At 61.1% G+C, this 14,318-nt stretch carries 17 protein-coding genes; 6 read left to right on the top strand and 11 right to left on the bottom strand.

Annotation, left to right across the window (positions count from 1 at the left end; translation table 11 throughout):
• Positions 1–63: 63 nt before the first annotated feature.
• Genes PverR02_RS00305 through PverR02_RS00295 form a run of 3 tightly spaced genes read right to left on the bottom strand, consistent with a single transcriptional unit; the run spans position 64 to position 3,926 of the window.
• Complete coding sequence (locus PverR02_RS00305) at positions 64–1,374, bottom strand: c-type cytochrome (protein ID WP_079442552.1); 1,311 nt, start codon at positions 1,372–1,374, stop codon at positions 64–66.
• Between the two features lie 12 nt (positions 1,375–1,386).
• On the bottom strand, positions 1,387–3,171 hold the full coding sequence (locus PverR02_RS00300) for a GMC family oxidoreductase (protein ID WP_026140283.1): 1,785 nt from the start codon (positions 3,169–3,171) through the stop codon (positions 1,387–1,389).
• A gap of 2 nt (positions 3,172–3,173) precedes the next feature.
• Positions 3,174–3,926 (bottom strand): gluconate 2-dehydrogenase subunit 3 family protein, encoded by a 753-nt coding sequence (locus PverR02_RS00295; protein WP_079442551.1) that lies wholly within the window; start codon positions 3,924–3,926, stop codon positions 3,174–3,176.
• Positions 3,927–4,207: 281 nt separating this feature from the next.
• On the opposite strand from PverR02_RS00295, the gene PverR02_RS00290 reads away from it, so the two are divergent.
• Positions 4,208–4,894 (top strand): tyrosine-protein phosphatase, encoded by a 687-nt coding sequence (locus PverR02_RS00290; RefSeq protein WP_046381547.1) that lies wholly within the window; start codon positions 4,208–4,210, stop codon positions 4,892–4,894.
• A gap of 7 nt (positions 4,895–4,901) precedes the next feature.
• Here the strand turns inward: PverR02_RS00290 and PverR02_RS00285 are convergent, their stop codons facing one another.
• Positions 4,902–5,174, bottom strand: a complete 273-nt coding sequence (locus PverR02_RS00285; RefSeq protein WP_046381548.1) for a YheV family putative zinc ribbon protein — start codon at positions 5,172–5,174, stop codon at positions 4,902–4,904.
• On the bottom strand, positions 5,171–7,270 hold the full coding sequence (gene prlC, locus PverR02_RS00280) for an oligopeptidase A (protein ID WP_169881584.1): 2,100 nt from the start codon (positions 7,268–7,270) through the stop codon (positions 5,171–5,173). Before prlC ends, PverR02_RS00285 begins: the two co-directional genes overlap by 4 nt.
• Before the next feature lie 54 nt (positions 7,271–7,324).
• On the opposite strand from prlC, the gene PverR02_RS00275 reads away from it, so the two are divergent.
• A complete protein-coding gene (locus PverR02_RS00275; RefSeq protein ID WP_017848994.1) occupies positions 7,325–7,867 on the top strand; it encodes a gamma carbonic anhydrase family protein in 543 nt (180 codons plus the stop codon).
• Positions 7,864–8,523, top strand: coding sequence for an HAD family hydrolase (locus tag PverR02_RS00270; protein WP_079442550.1), 660 nt, complete (start codon positions 7,864–7,866; stop codon positions 8,521–8,523). The genes PverR02_RS00275 and PverR02_RS00270 overlap by 4 nt, the downstream gene beginning before the upstream one ends.
• Positions 8,524–8,609: 86 nt before the next feature.
• Here PverR02_RS00270 and PverR02_RS00265 read toward each other — a convergent pair whose 3' ends face one another.
• Entirely contained in the window at positions 8,610–9,653 is a 1,044-nt protein-coding gene (locus tag PverR02_RS00265; RefSeq protein ID WP_057004936.1) for an aminopeptidase, read from the bottom strand.
• Between the two features lie 110 nt (positions 9,654–9,763).
• Between PverR02_RS00265 and PverR02_RS00260 the strand changes: the two genes are divergently transcribed.
• Positions 9,764–10,186, top strand: coding sequence for a PA0061/PA0062 family lipoprotein (locus PverR02_RS00260; protein ID WP_017848991.1), 423 nt, complete (start codon positions 9,764–9,766; stop codon positions 10,184–10,186).
• Here the strand turns inward: PverR02_RS00260 and PverR02_RS00255 are convergent, their stop codons facing one another.
• Together PverR02_RS00255 and PverR02_RS00250 are read right to left on the bottom strand one after the other, a co-directional pair.
• A complete protein-coding gene (locus tag PverR02_RS00255) occupies positions 10,187–10,426 on the bottom strand; it encodes a DUF1161 domain-containing protein (protein ID WP_017848990.1) in 240 nt (79 codons plus the stop codon).
• A 142-nt stretch (positions 10,427–10,568) separates the two neighbouring features.
• The gene (locus PverR02_RS00250; RefSeq protein ID WP_017848989.1) at positions 10,569–11,000 is read right to left on the bottom strand and encodes an OsmC family protein; all 432 of its coding nucleotides are present in this window, start codon (positions 10,998–11,000) and stop codon (positions 10,569–10,571) included.
• Between the two features lie 216 nt (positions 11,001–11,216).
• Here PverR02_RS00250 and PverR02_RS00245 point away from each other — a divergent pair, with 216 nt between their 5' ends.
• On the top strand, positions 11,217–12,218 hold the full coding sequence (locus tag PverR02_RS00245; protein WP_017848988.1) for an LLM class flavin-dependent oxidoreductase: 1,002 nt from the start codon (positions 11,217–11,219) through the stop codon (positions 12,216–12,218).
• A 61-nt stretch (positions 12,219–12,279) separates the two neighbouring features.
• Here the strand turns inward: PverR02_RS00245 and PverR02_RS00240 are convergent, their stop codons facing one another.
• Complete coding sequence (locus PverR02_RS00240) at positions 12,280–12,504, bottom strand: DUF1161 domain-containing protein (protein WP_017848987.1); 225 nt, start codon at positions 12,502–12,504, stop codon at positions 12,280–12,282.
• A 115-nt stretch (positions 12,505–12,619) separates the two neighbouring features.
• Entirely contained in the window at positions 12,620–12,835 is a 216-nt protein-coding gene (locus tag PverR02_RS00235; protein WP_017848986.1) for a dodecin, read from the bottom strand.
• 156 nt (positions 12,836–12,991) lie between these two features.
• On the opposite strand from PverR02_RS00235, the gene PverR02_RS00230 reads away from it, so the two are divergent.
• Entirely contained in the window at positions 12,992–13,318 is a 327-nt protein-coding gene (locus PverR02_RS00230; protein WP_010565821.1) for a DUF883 family protein, read from the top strand.
• An 8-nt stretch (positions 13,319–13,326) separates the two neighbouring features.
• Here PverR02_RS00230 and PverR02_RS00225 read toward each other — a convergent pair whose 3' ends face one another.
• Positions 13,327–14,223 carry a LysR family transcriptional regulator gene (locus PverR02_RS00225; protein WP_017848985.1) on the bottom strand — a complete coding sequence of 299 codons (897 nt, stop codon included), beginning with the start codon at positions 14,221–14,223 and terminating at the stop codon, positions 13,327–13,329.
• Positions 14,224–14,318 lie beyond the last annotated feature (95 nt).

Genomic DNA, 14,318 nt, shown 5'->3' with positions numbered 1-14,318 from the left:
CCCCTATACTGTTTTTATATACAGTATAGGGGCGCAAGCTGGATGACCAGTGCCGTTTGGCGGTCAGTGCGGTTGCGTGACTTGCCCCAGGTCGTCGCCTGACGTCGTGTGCATGTCGTTCTTGCGCAGGTCGGCCACGTCACTGGCCTTCACCGCAGCACCTTTATTACCCCAGCTACCGCGCACAAAGCTGACGACATCCGCCACTTCCTGGTCCGACAGACGCCAGGCAAACGCCGGCATGGCGAAGGTGGACGGCGCAGTGTGGGTGGCCGGCAAAGTGCCGCCGTTCAACACGATGTTGATCAGCGACGTGGCATCCGCCGTCTGCACCACCGGGTTGCCCGCCAGCGCCGGGAACACCCGCGTGTAGCCATGACCGTCGGTGCGATGGCAGGCGGCGCAGTTGTCGATATACACCGACGCGCCCGGCCGGCTGTCATCGCCTTTCCACAGCGCTTCGGCCACCTGCTTGTCGTACTGGTGCGGCGGGTTTTGAGGGTCCACCGCCGGCAGGCTCTTGAGGTAGCGGGCGATCGCGGTCAGGTCGTCCTGGGACATGTACTGCATGCTGTGGACGACCACATCGCTCATGCCGCCGAACACCGCGCTGCGATCACTGCGGCCGGTCTTGAGGAATTGCACCAGTTGCTCTTCGCTCCAACTGCCGAGGCCGTCCTTGTGGTCGCCACGCAGGCTTTTCGCGATCCAACCTTCCAGCGGCGCACTGCCGGACAAAAAAGCGCTGCCGTCGGCCGCACTCAAGGCTTTTTCCTGCATGGTCAGCGCCCGCGGCGTATGGCACGCGCCACAGTGGCCGAGGCCCTCGACCAAGTAAGCGCCACGGCTGATCACCGGATCGGCGCCCGCCACTTCCGGGGTATCCGCCACGGGCGGGGCAAACATCCAGCGCCACGCCGCCAACGGCCAACGCATGCTCAAGGGCCAGGGAATGTCACTGGCCCGGTTTTCCTGGGCGACCGGTTCCACGCCCTTCATGAAGTACGCATACAGCGCCTGCATGTCGCTTTCACTGACGCGGGCGTAAGACGGATAGGGCATCGCTGGGTAAAGCGTACTGCCACTCTTGGCGACGCCATGGCGCACGGCCTTGTCGAAGTCCGCGAAGCTGTAGGCGCCCAGGCCGGTCTTGTCCGGGGTGATGTTGGTGGAATAGATCACGCCGATGGGGGTCTCCATCGGCAGGCCGCCGGCGAACGGCTTGCCGCCCTTGGCAGTGTGGCAGGCGACGCAGTCGCCGGCGCGGGCCAGGTATTCGCCTTGCTTGATCAGGTCGGCGTCGGCGGCGCTCACCGAGCAGTTGCCGAGCAACGCCAGGGACGCCGCGAAGGAGGCGATAACACGTGCTTTCATGGTCATCGTTCCTTATGCCTGAACCAGTGGGCCGGGATTTTTCAGGTACTGCTCGCGAATCGCTCGCGCCGACCAGTAGGTCAACGCCGCCACCAGGCCGGTAGGGTTGTAACCTAGACCTTGTGGGAAAGCGGACGCGCCGGGGACAAACACGTTGTGTACATCCCAGCACTGCAGGTAGCGGTTCAACGCACTGGTTTTCGGGTCGGTGCCCATGATCGCGCCGCCGTTGAGGTGGGTGGTCTGATAGGACGCGGTATTGAAATGCTCACCGACCTTCTTGCCCAGCACGGCAATGGCCTTGGGGTTCATCGCTTCGGCGATCTTGCCCATTTTCTCGACCATGAAGCGGTTCATCTTGATGTCGTTTTCCTGCCAGTCGAAGGTCATGCGCAGCAGCGGCAGGCCGTAGGCATCGTGGTACACCGGGTCCAGATCGAGGTAGTTGCCGCGGTAGGATTGATGCGCGCCGTGGGCATCCATCGACACCTGATGGGTGTAGTAATCAGCGGTGGCACGCTTCCAGGCGCTGCCCCACGCCGGAGTACCGGGTGGGTTGGAGGTGCCGGCGATCGGCCGACTGCCGGCCTGGTTGACCCACATCGGCGAGCCCCCGACGAAGCCATGGGGCCCGTGGTCGAAGTTGTCGGCGTTGAAGTCATCGATGGCCACGCCATTGCCGCCAGCACCGATAAAGTTATTGGTGTGGGTGTCCTTGTCGAAGAAGGCCTTGATGGTCGCCATGTTCTGGTAGGCGAAGTTCTTGCCTACCACGCCTTCGCCGCTGATCGGGTCGTAGGGCTTGCCGATCCCCGACAGCAGCATCAAGCGCACGTTATGGAACTGGAACGCGCCGAGAATCACCAAATCGGCCGGCTGCTCGCATTCCCGCCCCTGGGCGTCGATATAGGTCACGCCGGTCGCCTTGCTCTTGGTGCTGTCGAGGTTGACCTTGAGTACGTGGGAATTCGGCCGCAGCTCGAAGTTCGGCACCTGGCGCAACGCTGGCAGGATGTTCACGTTCGGCGACGCCTTGGAGTACATGTAGCACACGTAGCCACTGCAAAAACCGCAGAAGTTGCACGGGCCCATCTGCGCGCCGTAGGGGTTGGTGTATGGCCCCGAGGTATTGGCTGATGGCAGGTTGTAGGGTTTGTAACCGACTGCCGTGGCTGCTTTCTGAAACAGCTGCGCCGACACCGTGTTCTTCTGCGCCTCCAACGGGAACGGGTTGGAACGATCCGGCGCATACGGGTTGCCGCCACGGCCTTCGCCGACCAACTGACCGTTGACGGTCCAGGCCTGGCCGGAGGTGCCGAAGACTTTTTCGGCGTAGTCGAAAAACGGCTCCAGCTCTTCATAGCTGACGCCGAAGTCCTGGATAGTCATGTCCTTGGGAATGAAATGTTTGCCGTAGCGCTCTTCGTAGTGGCTGCGCATGCGCAACTCGATAGGGTCGACGCGAAAATGCACACCCGACCAGTGCAGCCCTGCGCCGCCGACGCCATTGCCCGGCAAAAAGGCGCCGAGCTGACGGTTGGGCAGGGCGACGTCATTCACGCTATGGCGAATTGTCACCGTCTCCTTGGAGATGTCCTGGAAGAGTTTTTTACGCACGCTGTAGGTCAATTCGTCGATGACCTGGGGATAGTTGCCGTCCGGGTAAGTGTCCTGCATCGGGCCGCGCTCTAGCGCTACCACGTTGAGGCCCGCTTCCGTCAGTTCCTTGGCCATGATCGCGCCAGTCCAGCCGAAGCCGACGATCACCGCATCCACTTTTTTCATGATGGTCGCCACATTTATGCCCTCTCGCCGCGAATGGAAACCGCCGGGAAGGGGTATTGCTCGTTGCGCTCCACCCAATCCATGAAGTCGGCGCGGGCGCCGGGGAAGCCGATCATGGTCCAGCCGACCAGGCCTTTATTGCCGCCGTGGATCGGATCGCAGAAGAAGCCTTCCTTGGTGTTTTGCAGCAGCAAATTGAAGAACATCTTCGGCGGCACCGCCTCGAAATGGGCACTCACCTCACTACCGCCAGCCTCCAGGCGGCGCAGCATGTCATCCTGGGTAGCGCTGTCTTGCGCAGCAAAAGCCTTGCCGTTGAACGCTTTCGACCAGGCATCCGTCGCGGCAATGCCCAGGCGATAGATGACCTTGGGTACCAACTTGCTCTGCCAGCCCATTTCCGGCGCGGCGTCGGCGTTGAACGGACCTTGCATGAACCACAGCGCGCCACTGGCGTAGGGCGTGTTCATCTGGCGGTCGATGTATTCCGCCGCACCGGCTTCCAGGGCGCCAGGGCCTTGGGCATCGGCCGGGATCAGGCGCGCCACGGCGGCGTTGATGAATGCCCATTCTTCGGCGCTGAAATAGCTCGGCTCATACGCCTTGTCGCTGACCGGCGGCGGAGCGGGGCTGGCTTGGGCCGGTGCGGGCGCGGCCATCAGCATCGAACCGCCAAGGCCGGTGCTGGCAACCGTGACCACCGGGATCAAGGTCAAGGATTTGCGCAAAAAGTCACGCCGGGGGTTGTCTTGATCTTGATCAGACATGGGTGTACCTCATCATGTGGTCACGGGTTTATCAGCCGCTTCTAGGAGCAGCTTGTGGTTTGGCAGCAGCAAGGTGGACCCCACCGATCCAAGCAGATAGAACGTAGCGGCAATCAATAGTTACAAATGATAGCAGGCTAAGTATAAAGAGAATCGATTCAGCGTCAAAACTGCACCATCGACGGTGATTCACATTTCTTTGACGCGCCCCTCACACCCCATTGACCGCGCCTGGCCGACTCTTGGCATCACCCGCCAACCCCCTATCGGTTACGTCGCCCATGTTCAATCATCAATGGCTACCGGCCCTCGGCCTTGCGTTCCTGGCACTGTTCACCAGCGCTCACACCTGGGCGGACGACAGCACATCCCTGCGTTCCCCCGAATGGGCGCAGCCGGTCGGCAATCAATACAACCTGCACCAGATGACGCCCACCCTCTACCGCAGCGCGCTGCCGGACAGCAATGCCGTGCCCCTGCTGGAAAAGCTCAAGGTCGGCACGGTGATCAACTTTCTGCCGGAGTCCGACGACAGCTGGCTAAAAAATTCTGATATCCGACAGATCCAGCTGATTTATCGCACAAATCATGTCGATGACGCTGACGTGCTGGCCGCACTGAGGGCGATCCGCGACTCCGAAGCCAACGGTGCAGTATTGATGCACTGCAAGCATGGCTCAGACCGCACCGGCCTGATGGCGGCGATGTATCGCGTGGTGGTTCAGGGGTGGAGCAAGGAAGAGGCGTTGAACGAAATGACCCTGGGCGGCTTCGGCAGCAGCAAGGGCTTCAAGGACGGCGTTCGCTACATGATGAAGGCCGATATCGACAAATTGCGCACAGCCTTGGCCAATGGCGATTGCAGCACCAGCGCGTTTGCCCTGTGCTCGGTGAAAAGCTGGTTCAACACAGCCGGCAACAGCCATGTCGAACCTCAGAAAAGCACGCTGACGCTGACAACCCCCTGACAGAGTCTCAGTCTTTCTTCAGCTTGGGATTAGGAAAAAACTGTACCGACTGCACCGTCGGGTCCGGCGCTTTGAGCGCCGAGGTGTTGACCCGCGTGCCCAATTCCTTGGGCACTGACAAACCTTGATCATTCAAGGTGTCGGTATAGCCGCAGGCCACGCATTCGCGATGCGGCACGCTGTCCTCGGTCCACATCTTCAACTTGTCCGGCTCGCTGCACGCCGGGCAGACAGCCCCGGCGATGAATTGCTTTTTGGTAATCACTGGTACGTCACTCATGCTGCTGCGTCCTCACTCAGGCCGCTGTGGCGCAAGAGTGCGTCAATCGACGGCGCACGCCCGCGGAAATCGACAAACAACACCATCGGCGCCTGGGAACCGCCACGGGCCAGGATCGCCTCGCGGAAAGCACGTCCGGTTTCGGCATTGAGCACGCCGTCTTCTTCGAACTTGGAGAACGCATCGGCCGACAGCACTTCAGCCCACTTGTAGCTGTAGTAACCCGCGGCGTAACCACCGGCGAAGATATGCGCGAAGCTGTTGGGGAAGCGGTTATAGGCCGGCGGACGCATCACCGACACCTCGTCGCGCACGCTTTCGAGTACCTGCGCCACACTGCGGCCATCGCCATGGGTGGCATGCAATTCAAAGTCGAACAGCGAGAACTCCAACTGGCGCACCATCATCAGGCCGGACTGGAAGTTCTTCGCCGCGAGCATTTTTTCCAGCAGGTCCTGGGGCAGCGGCTCGCCGGTTTCGTAATGGCCGGAGATCAGCGCCAGGCCTTCCGGCTCCCAGCACCAGTTCTCCATGAACTGGCTCGGCAATTCCACCGCATCCCAGGCCACGCCGTTGATGCCGGACACGCCGGCATGCTCGACACGAGTCAGCAGGTGATGCAGGCCGTGGCCGAATTCGTGGAACAGCGTCGTCACTTCGTCGTGGGTCAGCAGGGCAGGCTTGCCGCTGTCGGCCGGGGTGAAGTTGCACACCAGGTTGGCCACCGGGCTTTGCAGCACGCCGTCGATGGTGCGGCGACGGTCGCGGGCGCCGTCCATCCAGGCGCCGCCACGCTTGTTGGCGCGGGCGTACAGGTCGAAGAAGAAGCGGCCGACGTGCTGGCCGTTTTCCTTGATTTCGAACAGGCGCACGTCTGGGTGCCAGGTGTCGAAGCCCTTCTGCTCGGCGATCTCGATGCCATACAGACGCTGCACGATGGCGAACAGGCCGCCAAGCACCTTGTCGATCGGGAAGTAGGCGCGCAAGGCTTCCTGGGACACGCTGTAGCGCTGCTCACGCAGTTTTTCACCGTAGAAACCGCTGTCCCAGCTTTGCAGGTCGGCGCAGCCTTGTTCGGCGGCGTAGGCTTTGAGCTGCTGCAGGTCCTGGGCGGCAAACGGCTTGCTGCGCTTGGCCAGGTCGCGCAGGAAGCTCAGCACCTGGTCGCTGGAGTCGGCCATTTTCGTGGCCAGGCTCAATTCCGAGAAGGACGCATAGCCCAGCAGTTGGGCGAGTTCCTGACGCAGGTCGAGGATCTGTTCCATGACCGGGCCGTTATCGTTCTGACCGGCATTCGGGCCTTGGTCCGACGCTCGGGTGCAATAGGCTGCGTAGATTTCTTCGCGCAGGGCGCGGTCCTGGGCGTAGGTCATCACCGCGTAGTAGCTGGGGAATTCCAGGGTGATCAGCCAACCGTCGAGGCCTTTGGCCTGGGCCGCGGCGGCCATTTGCGCCTTGGCCGAGTCGGTCAGGCCGGCGAGGGTGGCTTCATCGGTGACGTGTTTGGTCCAGGCCTGGGTCGCGTCCAGCAACTGGTTGGAGAACTTGCTGCCCAGTTCGGAGAGCTTGCTTTGCACTTCGGCGTAGCGTTTTTGCTGTTCGGGCGGCAGGTCGATACCCGACAGGCGGAAATCACGCAGCGAGTGTTCCAGGATGGTTTTTTGCGCCACGTCGAAACCGCCGGCTTCCGGGCTGCTGGCCAGGGCTTCGAAGGCCTGGAACAGTTCGCGGTTCTGGCCCATCTCGGTGGAATAGGCGCTCAACGCCGGCAGGCATGCCTCGTAGGCTTCGCGCAGTTCGGCGCTGTTGCACACGGCATTGAGGTGGCTGACCGGGCTCCAGGCGGCACCCAGGCGATCATTCAGCTCATCCATGGCGAGGACCAGGCCGGCCCACGTCGGATTTTTCCCCTGGCTTTGCAGGATGCCTTCGATGGCAAGCCGGTTGTCGGCGAGGATCTGTTCGATGGCCGGCTGAACGTGCTCGGCACGGATCGCCGAGAACGGCGGCAGGTCGTAGGGCTGCAGAAGAGGGTTGTTCGCGCTCACGGTTGGCACCTTGGCTGAAGAAACATGTAAGAACAAAGATGGGGCCATCTTAATTACAATCAACGTCCACCGCAGCTATCAGCAGAAGAGAGAGAGGCTATCGTGACCCTTCGCACCTATCAGAACCACACGCCAACCCTGGGCGCCGGGGCTTTTGTCGATATTTCGGCGGTGGTGATCGGCGATGTCGAAATCGGCGACGACAGCTCGGTTTGGCCGCTGACGGTGATCCGCGGCGACATGCACCGCATCCGCATCGGCGCGCGCACCAGCGTGCAGGACGGCTGCGTGCTGCACATTACCCACGCCGGGCCGTTCAATCCCGATGGTTTTGCGCTGCTGATCGGCGACGACGTGACCATCGCCCACAAAGTCATGCTGCACGGCTGCACCGTCGGCAATCGCATCCTGATCGGCATGGGCAGCATCGTGATGGACGGCGCCGTGGTCGAAGACGACGTGATCATCGGCGCCGGCAGCCTGGTGCCGCCGGGCAAGAGACTTGAAAGCGGCTTCTTGTACGTCGGCAGCCCGGTTAAACAGATCCGCGAACTGACTGACAAGGAACGCGCGTTTTTCACCTACAGCGCAGCGAACTACGTGAAGCTCAAAGACCTGCACCTGGCCGAGGGATTCGATCAATGACTCTGCACCATCAAACCGTACTGTTCGATCTGGACGGCACCCTGACCGACCCGCGCGAGGGCATTACCCGTTCGATCCAGTACGCGCTGGGCAAACTCGGTATCGACGAGCCGGACATCACCCAACTGGAACATTTCATCGGCCCCCCGTTGCTGCAAGCCTTCATGCAGTTCTACGACTTCGACGAAGCCAAGGCCTGGGAAGCGGTGAATTTCTACCGTGAACGCTTCAAAGTCACCGGTTTGTATGAAAACCGCGTGTTCGACGGGGTGATGCCGCTGCTCGAAGCCCTCAACAGCCAGGGGCGCCAGCTGTACGTGGCCACCTCCAAGCCGTGGGAATTTGCCCGCGAGATCGCCCGTCATTTCGATTTTGCCAAGCACTTCAAGGTGATCTACGGCAGCGAACTGGACGGCACGCGCACCAACAAGGTCGAGCTGATCGCCCACTTGATGCGCGAAGAACGCCTGGACCCGGCTACCACCTTGATGATCGGCGACCGCAAGCATGACTTGATCGGGGCGCGCAGCAATGGGCTGGATTCGGCGGCGGTCGGGTATGGGTTCGGCAGTTTCGAAGAGCTGAGTGCCGAAGCGCCGACCTGGCATTTCGAGACGCTGGCGCAGATGCATCAGGCGTTTTTGCAGCGGCCTTGAGGGCGCTATCGGGAGCAAGCTCCCTCCCACATTTTGATCCGTGTACGCAGGCCAAATGTGGGAGGGGGCTTGCTCCCGATGAGGCCCTACCGGCCAACACCTTCCAACTGCCTCAACGCCGCCTTACGCTGCGCCACCGGCAGTTGGCCCATCCGCTCCACTGCCGCATAGAACTTCAGCCAATCCCCGCCTTCCTGCCGGAACAACGCCGCAAACGCCGGCACCCACTGGTCATACAGCCCGAACGGTAAAAGCCGCGCATTGTTCATCGGCAGGTTCATCCAGGCGTCATAACGCTTGTCGCCGCCCCACTGACTGTCCCGCACCCGCCGGTAGTCGCTGCGCAAACGCTCGAATTCAGCCGCCTTGGCCCGCCGCATCGCATCGGCCGCCAAGGGCTGGGCGTAGAGTGTTTCCAGACGTTTGCGAGTATCGAGGAGCAACTGGGTAAATTGGTCACGCTGCTGCAGCGCCGCGCTGCCGATCGGCGCCAGGCCACGGGCGGCGCGCCATTGGCGCGTGCCTTCCTGCTCGACAAAGGTGGCAAAGGATTCGTTGAACTCGGTGTCGTCCTTCACGTAAAAGCGTTGGTGCGCCAGCTCGTGAAAAATCAACGTGGCCAGGCGCTCATCGCCCCAGCCCAGCATCGAACTCATGATCGGGTCATTGAACCAACCCAAGGTGGAATAGGCCTCGACGCCGCCAATCGACACGTCCATGCCTTGTTGCTTGAGCAACGCCGCCTCACCCCGCGCCGCGCCCTGGCTGTAATAACCGCGATAGGCGACACAGCCAGCGATGGGAAAGCAGTGATTTTGCGCCGACAAGGAAAATTCCTGCGTGGCAAAAACATTCCAGACCACATAAGGCCGGCCAATATCGGCGTACAACCGGTAACTCTGATTGTCAGGCAGGTGCAACTGCTCGCTGGCGAACGTGCGCGCCTTTTGCGATTGCACCAAGTGCTCACGTAACTGCTGCGGCCGCGCCGGGTCGGCAATCACCTTGGCCACCGGCTCCCGAGCCTGCAGCAACTGCCACTGGCCGCTGGCCAATTGGCCGTAGTAATCGACGCTGGAACAACCGCTGAGCAGCACCCACCACAACCCTGGAAGAAAACGCCTGATCATGCCGCGACTGCTCCTGGGTAATTGGCTCGCCAGCCTATCGTGACTGCCCGGCGTTTTTCCATGGCGTAGCGCGTTTATACTCAAGGCTCTCCTTGTGTTGAGTGCCCGCCATGCGCCAGCTAGTGCTTCCCATCGCCGCCCTGTTGCTCAGCGCCTGTGCTTTACCACCCATCCCGCCGATGGACGCGCAACAGGCCTGGGTCGATTTCGCCACCCCGACACCGGGGGCCAAGCTGGTGATGGCCCAACGTCTGGATGGGAAAAACCTCAACGACGGGCGCTTCTTCCAGGTCCCGCCTGGCAGTCACGAGTTGATGGTGCGGTTTGATTTCGAAGTGCCGACCGGCGGCAGCTTTGGCGGGTTGTCGCAGACCCAGGACCGGACCTGTTTCATGACCTTGCAGTACGACCACTTCGAGGCAGGCCAGCGTTATCGCCTGGAGGGGCGCTCGTTGTCCTACACACCGAATATCCGGCTGTACAACGCCGCGCGTCAGTTATTGGCGCAGGAGCGCAGCGTGAACTGCATCTGATCAGTCATTGTTCTTCTGGTAGATGATTGCCTTGGTACCGTTCTCACACGTGCCTACGACCATGGCGACATCGTGCTTGTCGGCTTCTTCCTTGCTGACGATTTCCAGGGTGTAGGACGGAATCGCCTTGGCCTGGATCTTCACTTCGATCTCTTTCCTGAGTTCTTCGCAGTCTTTGGGCGCGGCCACAGCCGATGTGGCCAATACACCGCAGATGATCGCCAAGACAAAACGTTTCATGTGTGAAGCTCCCTGAATGCACGCGCACGAATGTGCGCCTATGGCTGCATAGGCTATAGGACCACATCGGGGAAACACGAGTTCTGATTTAACGCACAACTGAATGTGGGAGGGAGCAAGCCCCCTCTCACCTAAGGCTGTGTCAGTCGACGAGGGTGGCGTCCAGGCTGATTTTCGCGTTCAGCACCTTGGACACTGGGCACCCTTCCTTGGCCTTTTTGCTCAGCTCATCGAACTGCGCCTGGCTCGCGCCGGGAATCTTGGCGTTGAGGATCAGGTGTACAGCGGTGATCGCAAAACCACCGTCGACCTGGTCCAGGGTCACTTCGGCCTGGGTGTCGATGCTGTCAGCCTTGAGCCCGGCGTCGCCGAGAATCATGGAAAACGCCATGGAGAAACAGCCAGCGTGGGCCGCACCGATCAACTCTTCAGGGTTGGTGCCCTTGCCGCCCTCGAAACGGGCCTTGAAGCCGTAGGGCGCTTCGCGCAGCACGCCGGTTTCCGTGGAGATGGAACCCAGGCCTGTCTTCAGATCACCTTCCCAATGCGCGGATGCTTTTTTAACGATACTCATAGCAGTCTCCTCAAACGATGGTTTTGCGTCAGTAAGGGTTCTGAGGATAGATGCTTTGGCAAAGTTCACTTGTAAGAGAAACCTAGCAACAAAGTAGGAAATTTCGCACGACCTATTGAATCTCGGGTATATGCCCTCATTGCATAGAACATGCACATGAAGCGGCAGGTTTTGGTTCGTCTAAGAAACCTGCGCCCTTATTGGAGAAGCAGGCTTATGAAATCGCTGTCCGACGTGAAGTTCTCGACCCTCGACCTGGTGCCCGTGCGGGCCAACGGCAGCGCCGCGCAGTCGTTGCGCAATTCCCTGGACCTGGCCCAGCATGTGGAAAAGTTTGGCTACAACCGCTTCTGGGTGGCGGAACACCACAACATGGACGGCATCGCCAGCTCGGCCACCTCGGTATTGCTCGGTTACCTGGCCGGCGGCACCTCGACCATCCGCGTCGGCTCCGGCGGCGTGATGCTGCCCAACCATGCACCGCTGGTGATCGCCGAACAATTCGGCACTCTGGAAAGCCTGTACCCCGGCCGGATCGACCTGGGCCTGGGCCGTGCGCCCGGTTCCGACCAGATGACCGCCCGCGCCCTGCGCCGTGAGCGCTCCGGCAGCGCCGACGACTTCCCCGAAGACGTGGCCGAATTGATGGCCTACCTCGGCCCGCGCACGCCCGACCAGCGGGTGATCGCGGTTCCCGGCACCGGCACCAACGTCCCGGTGTGGCTGCTCGGGTCCAGCCTGTTCAGCGCGCAGTTGGCGGGGGAGCGCGGCTTGCCCTACGCCTTTGCCTCGCATTTCGCACCGCGCTTGATGCATGAGGCGATTCGCGTGTACCGCAATCACTTCAAGCCTTCGGCCGTTCTGGACAAGCCTTACGTAATGCTCGGCCTTCCGTTGGTCGCGGCGGATACCGACGAACAGGCCGATTACCTGGCCACTTCCGTCTACCAACGCATCCTGGCGCTGATGCGCGGGCAGAGCCTGGTGCAGCGTCCGCCGGTGGAAAGCATGGACGGCCTGTGGCTACCCCATGAAAAAGACGCGGTGGGCAGCTTCCTCGGCCTGGCGATGGTCGGCAGTCCGGCGAAGATCCGCGCCAAACTGGAAGTACTGGTCGAACAGACCGGCGCCGACGAGTTGATCTTTACCTGCGACCTGTACGAACACGCCGACCGGATTCATTCCTACGAACTGCTCGCGCAGTTGATGAAGGGCTAAATCTGGCAGGCGAAAAAAAACCGACGCGCGCGCGTCGGTTTTTTATGTCTGCAACGCGCGATTAACCGCGCTTGTAGACGATTTCCTTGGTGCCGCCTTCGCAGGTGCCAACCACCTTGCCGTCAGCCGCAGCGCCTTTAGCCACCACTTCCAGCGAATAACCCGAAGCACCCTTGGCGTCGATTTTCGCGGCAATTTCGCTTTTCAGCTCTTCACACGGCTTGCCCGCCGCCAGCACGGTGCCCGCCATGCTCAACAAACCTACTGCTAACAAGAACTTCTTCATCCGTCACTTCCCTTGCGCTGATCGAAACGAGCGTGCCGACGCTGGTCGCATCGGCCCCCATTGGTTGTAGCGCAGGTTATGGCAATCGGCCAGCCGGCAAGTTCAACGGTTTCGATCAACTACTGGCAATTCGGAACCCCACCTTCAACGTAACCTGGAAGTGCGCAGCCTTGCCGTCCTTGATATGGCCACGGGTTTCGGTCACCTCGAACCACTCCAAATGCTTGATGCTCTTGCTGGCTTCAGCCAGGGCGTTGTTGATCGCCTCTTCGATGCTGGTGGTGGACGAACCCACCAATTCGACTTTCTTGTAAGTGTGATGATCAGACATGGCGTTTCTCCTGAGGGTCGTCAATAAAGCCTAGCAGTCAAAGCTCATACTGCTTCTGGCGACCGTTCCTACTCGAAAGTTCAGATTTACTGCACTTTCTGAAACGGCCGTAGTCGGTATCTACACACGCCACCTAATCACTTCAGGAGAGTCCACATGGCCAACACCTCTTTACGCAAAGCGTCGCTGGAAAGCATGGAAGCCGAGATTTCGAGCCTGCTCAAGTCCCTAGAGAGCCTCAAGGACGACGCATCCGATGAGTCGCTCAAGACTCTGAAGGCCCTGAAAAGCAATGCCGAGAACGCGCTCAAGCATTCTCGTCACCTGATCAGCGACGCCTACGAAGAAAGCAAAGTCAAAATCCGCGAAACCGGCGTGGCGACCCGGGACTACGCACAAGAACACCCATGGACTACCGCCGGCGTTGCCGTTGGCGCGCTGGGCCTGCTGGCGGCTTACCTTTTGTGCAAACGCGGTAACTGATCTGCCGGCTATACCGGCTGGCGCGACAGCTCAGCCTTGAGCCATTGCGCCAATTGCCGAGCGCGCCCGTCCGCGGCGCGCTTGGGTAGCCACAACGCCAGGTGCGCCGGGGTTTGCGTGAAACCCCACGGCGCCACCAGGCGACCGGCGCGCACGTCCTCCGCCACCAGCGGCTCCGGCGCGATCGCCACACCCAGCCCCGCAACCGCCGCTTCCAGCAAGTAATACAAATGCTCAAACCCCTGGCCGAGTTTTAACGCACCGGGTTCGATCCCGTGTTGCTGCGCCCAGCTGGGCCAGGCCTGCGGGCGAGACGTGGTGTGCAACAGCGCTTCGCCGCACAGCGCCGTGGCCGGGGCGTCGCGCAGGCGTTCGTAACCGGCGAAACGCGGGCTCATGACCGGGCCGATGCGTTCGCTGGCCAGCTCGTACACCTGCATATCCGCCGGCCACGGCGGTTCGGCGAACAACAGCAGGGCATCCAGGCCGGGGCGGCGCGGGTCCAGATCACCTTCACCGGCCGACAGGTGCAAGCGCAGATCGGGCAGGTCGGCATTCAAGCGGCCCAGGCGCGGAATGAACCAGCGCGCCAGCAAACTGCCCGAACAGCCGAGGACGAACGGTGCATCGGCGCTGCTTTGGGTAATTTGCGCGCACACCTCCCTTAACCGCTCGAACGCCTCGGCACTCGCATCGCGCAGACGCACGCCGGCATCTGTGAGTTTGAGGCCGCGCCCTTCCTTGACGAACAGGCTGACCCCCAAATGTTCTTCCAGCACTTTAAGTTGGCGGCTCACGGCGCCGTGGGTGACGTGCAACTGCTCAGCCGCCTGGCTCACGCTGTTGAGGCGGGCCGTGGCTTCAAAGGCGCGCAGGGCATTAAGGGGCGGGAGGTCTCGGCTCATCTGTGAGTTTTCCTGACAGGTTGCAGCGATCTTATCGGTTTTCAGCCCTGAGCGTCAGGGGTAGAGTGAGCGTCATTGCTTCCCACCCGAATTCT

The sequence above is a fragment of the Pseudomonas veronii genome, assembly GCF_002028325.1.
Taxonomy (GTDB): Bacteria; Pseudomonadota; Gammaproteobacteria; order Pseudomonadales; family Pseudomonadaceae; genus Aquipseudomonas; species Aquipseudomonas veronii.
Note: the sequence above shows the minus strand (reverse complement) of the source record. Positions and strands in the feature narration are given on the sequence as shown.

Excerpts from the sequence above, each read along its gene's own strand:
- PverR02_RS00290 (WP_046381547.1), top strand. The coding sequence starts at position 4,208 with ATGTTCAATCATCAATGGCTACCGGCCCTCGGCCTTGCGTTCCTGGCA.
- PverR02_RS00230 (WP_010565821.1), top strand. The coding sequence starts at position 12,992 with ATGGCCAACACCTCTTTACGCAAAGCGTCGCTGGAAAGCATGGAAGCC.
- PverR02_RS00240 (WP_017848987.1), bottom strand. The coding sequence starts at position 12,504 with ATGAAGAAGTTCTTGTTAGCAGTAGGTTTGTTGAGCATGGCGGGCACC.
- PverR02_RS00250 (WP_017848989.1), bottom strand. The coding sequence starts at position 11,000 with ATGAGTATCGTTAAAAAAGCATCCGCGCATTGGGAAGGTGATCTGAAG.
- PverR02_RS00245 (WP_017848988.1), top strand. The coding sequence starts at position 11,217 with ATGAAATCGCTGTCCGACGTGAAGTTCTCGACCCTCGACCTGGTGCCC.
- PverR02_RS00260 (WP_017848991.1), top strand. The coding sequence starts at position 9,764 with ATGCGCCAGCTAGTGCTTCCCATCGCCGCCCTGTTGCTCAGCGCCTGT.
- PverR02_RS00270 (WP_079442550.1), top strand. The coding sequence starts at position 7,864 with ATGACTCTGCACCATCAAACCGTACTGTTCGATCTGGACGGCACCCTG.
- PverR02_RS00265 (WP_057004936.1), bottom strand. The coding sequence starts at position 9,653 with ATGATCAGGCGTTTTCTTCCAGGGTTGTGGTGGGTGCTGCTCAGCGGT.
- PverR02_RS00235 (WP_017848986.1), bottom strand. The coding sequence starts at position 12,835 with ATGTCTGATCATCACACTTACAAGAAAGTCGAATTGGTGGGTTCGTCC.
- PverR02_RS00295 (WP_079442551.1), bottom strand. The coding sequence starts at position 3,926 with ATGTCTGATCAAGATCAAGACAACCCCCGGCGTGACTTTTTGCGCAAA.
- prlC (WP_169881584.1), bottom strand. The coding sequence starts at position 7,270 with ATGGCCCCATCTTTGTTCTTACATGTTTCTTCAGCCAAGGTGCCAACC.
- PverR02_RS00285 (WP_046381548.1), bottom strand. The coding sequence starts at position 5,174 with ATGAGTGACGTACCAGTGATTACCAAAAAGCAATTCATCGCCGGGGCT.
- PverR02_RS00255 (WP_017848990.1), bottom strand. The coding sequence starts at position 10,426 with ATGAAACGTTTTGTCTTGGCGATCATCTGCGGTGTATTGGCCACATCG.
- PverR02_RS00305 (WP_079442552.1), bottom strand. The coding sequence starts at position 1,374 with ATGAAAGCACGTGTTATCGCCTCCTTCGCGGCGTCCCTGGCGTTGCTC.
- PverR02_RS00225 (WP_017848985.1), bottom strand. The coding sequence starts at position 14,223 with ATGAGCCGAGACCTCCCGCCCCTTAATGCCCTGCGCGCCTTTGAAGCC.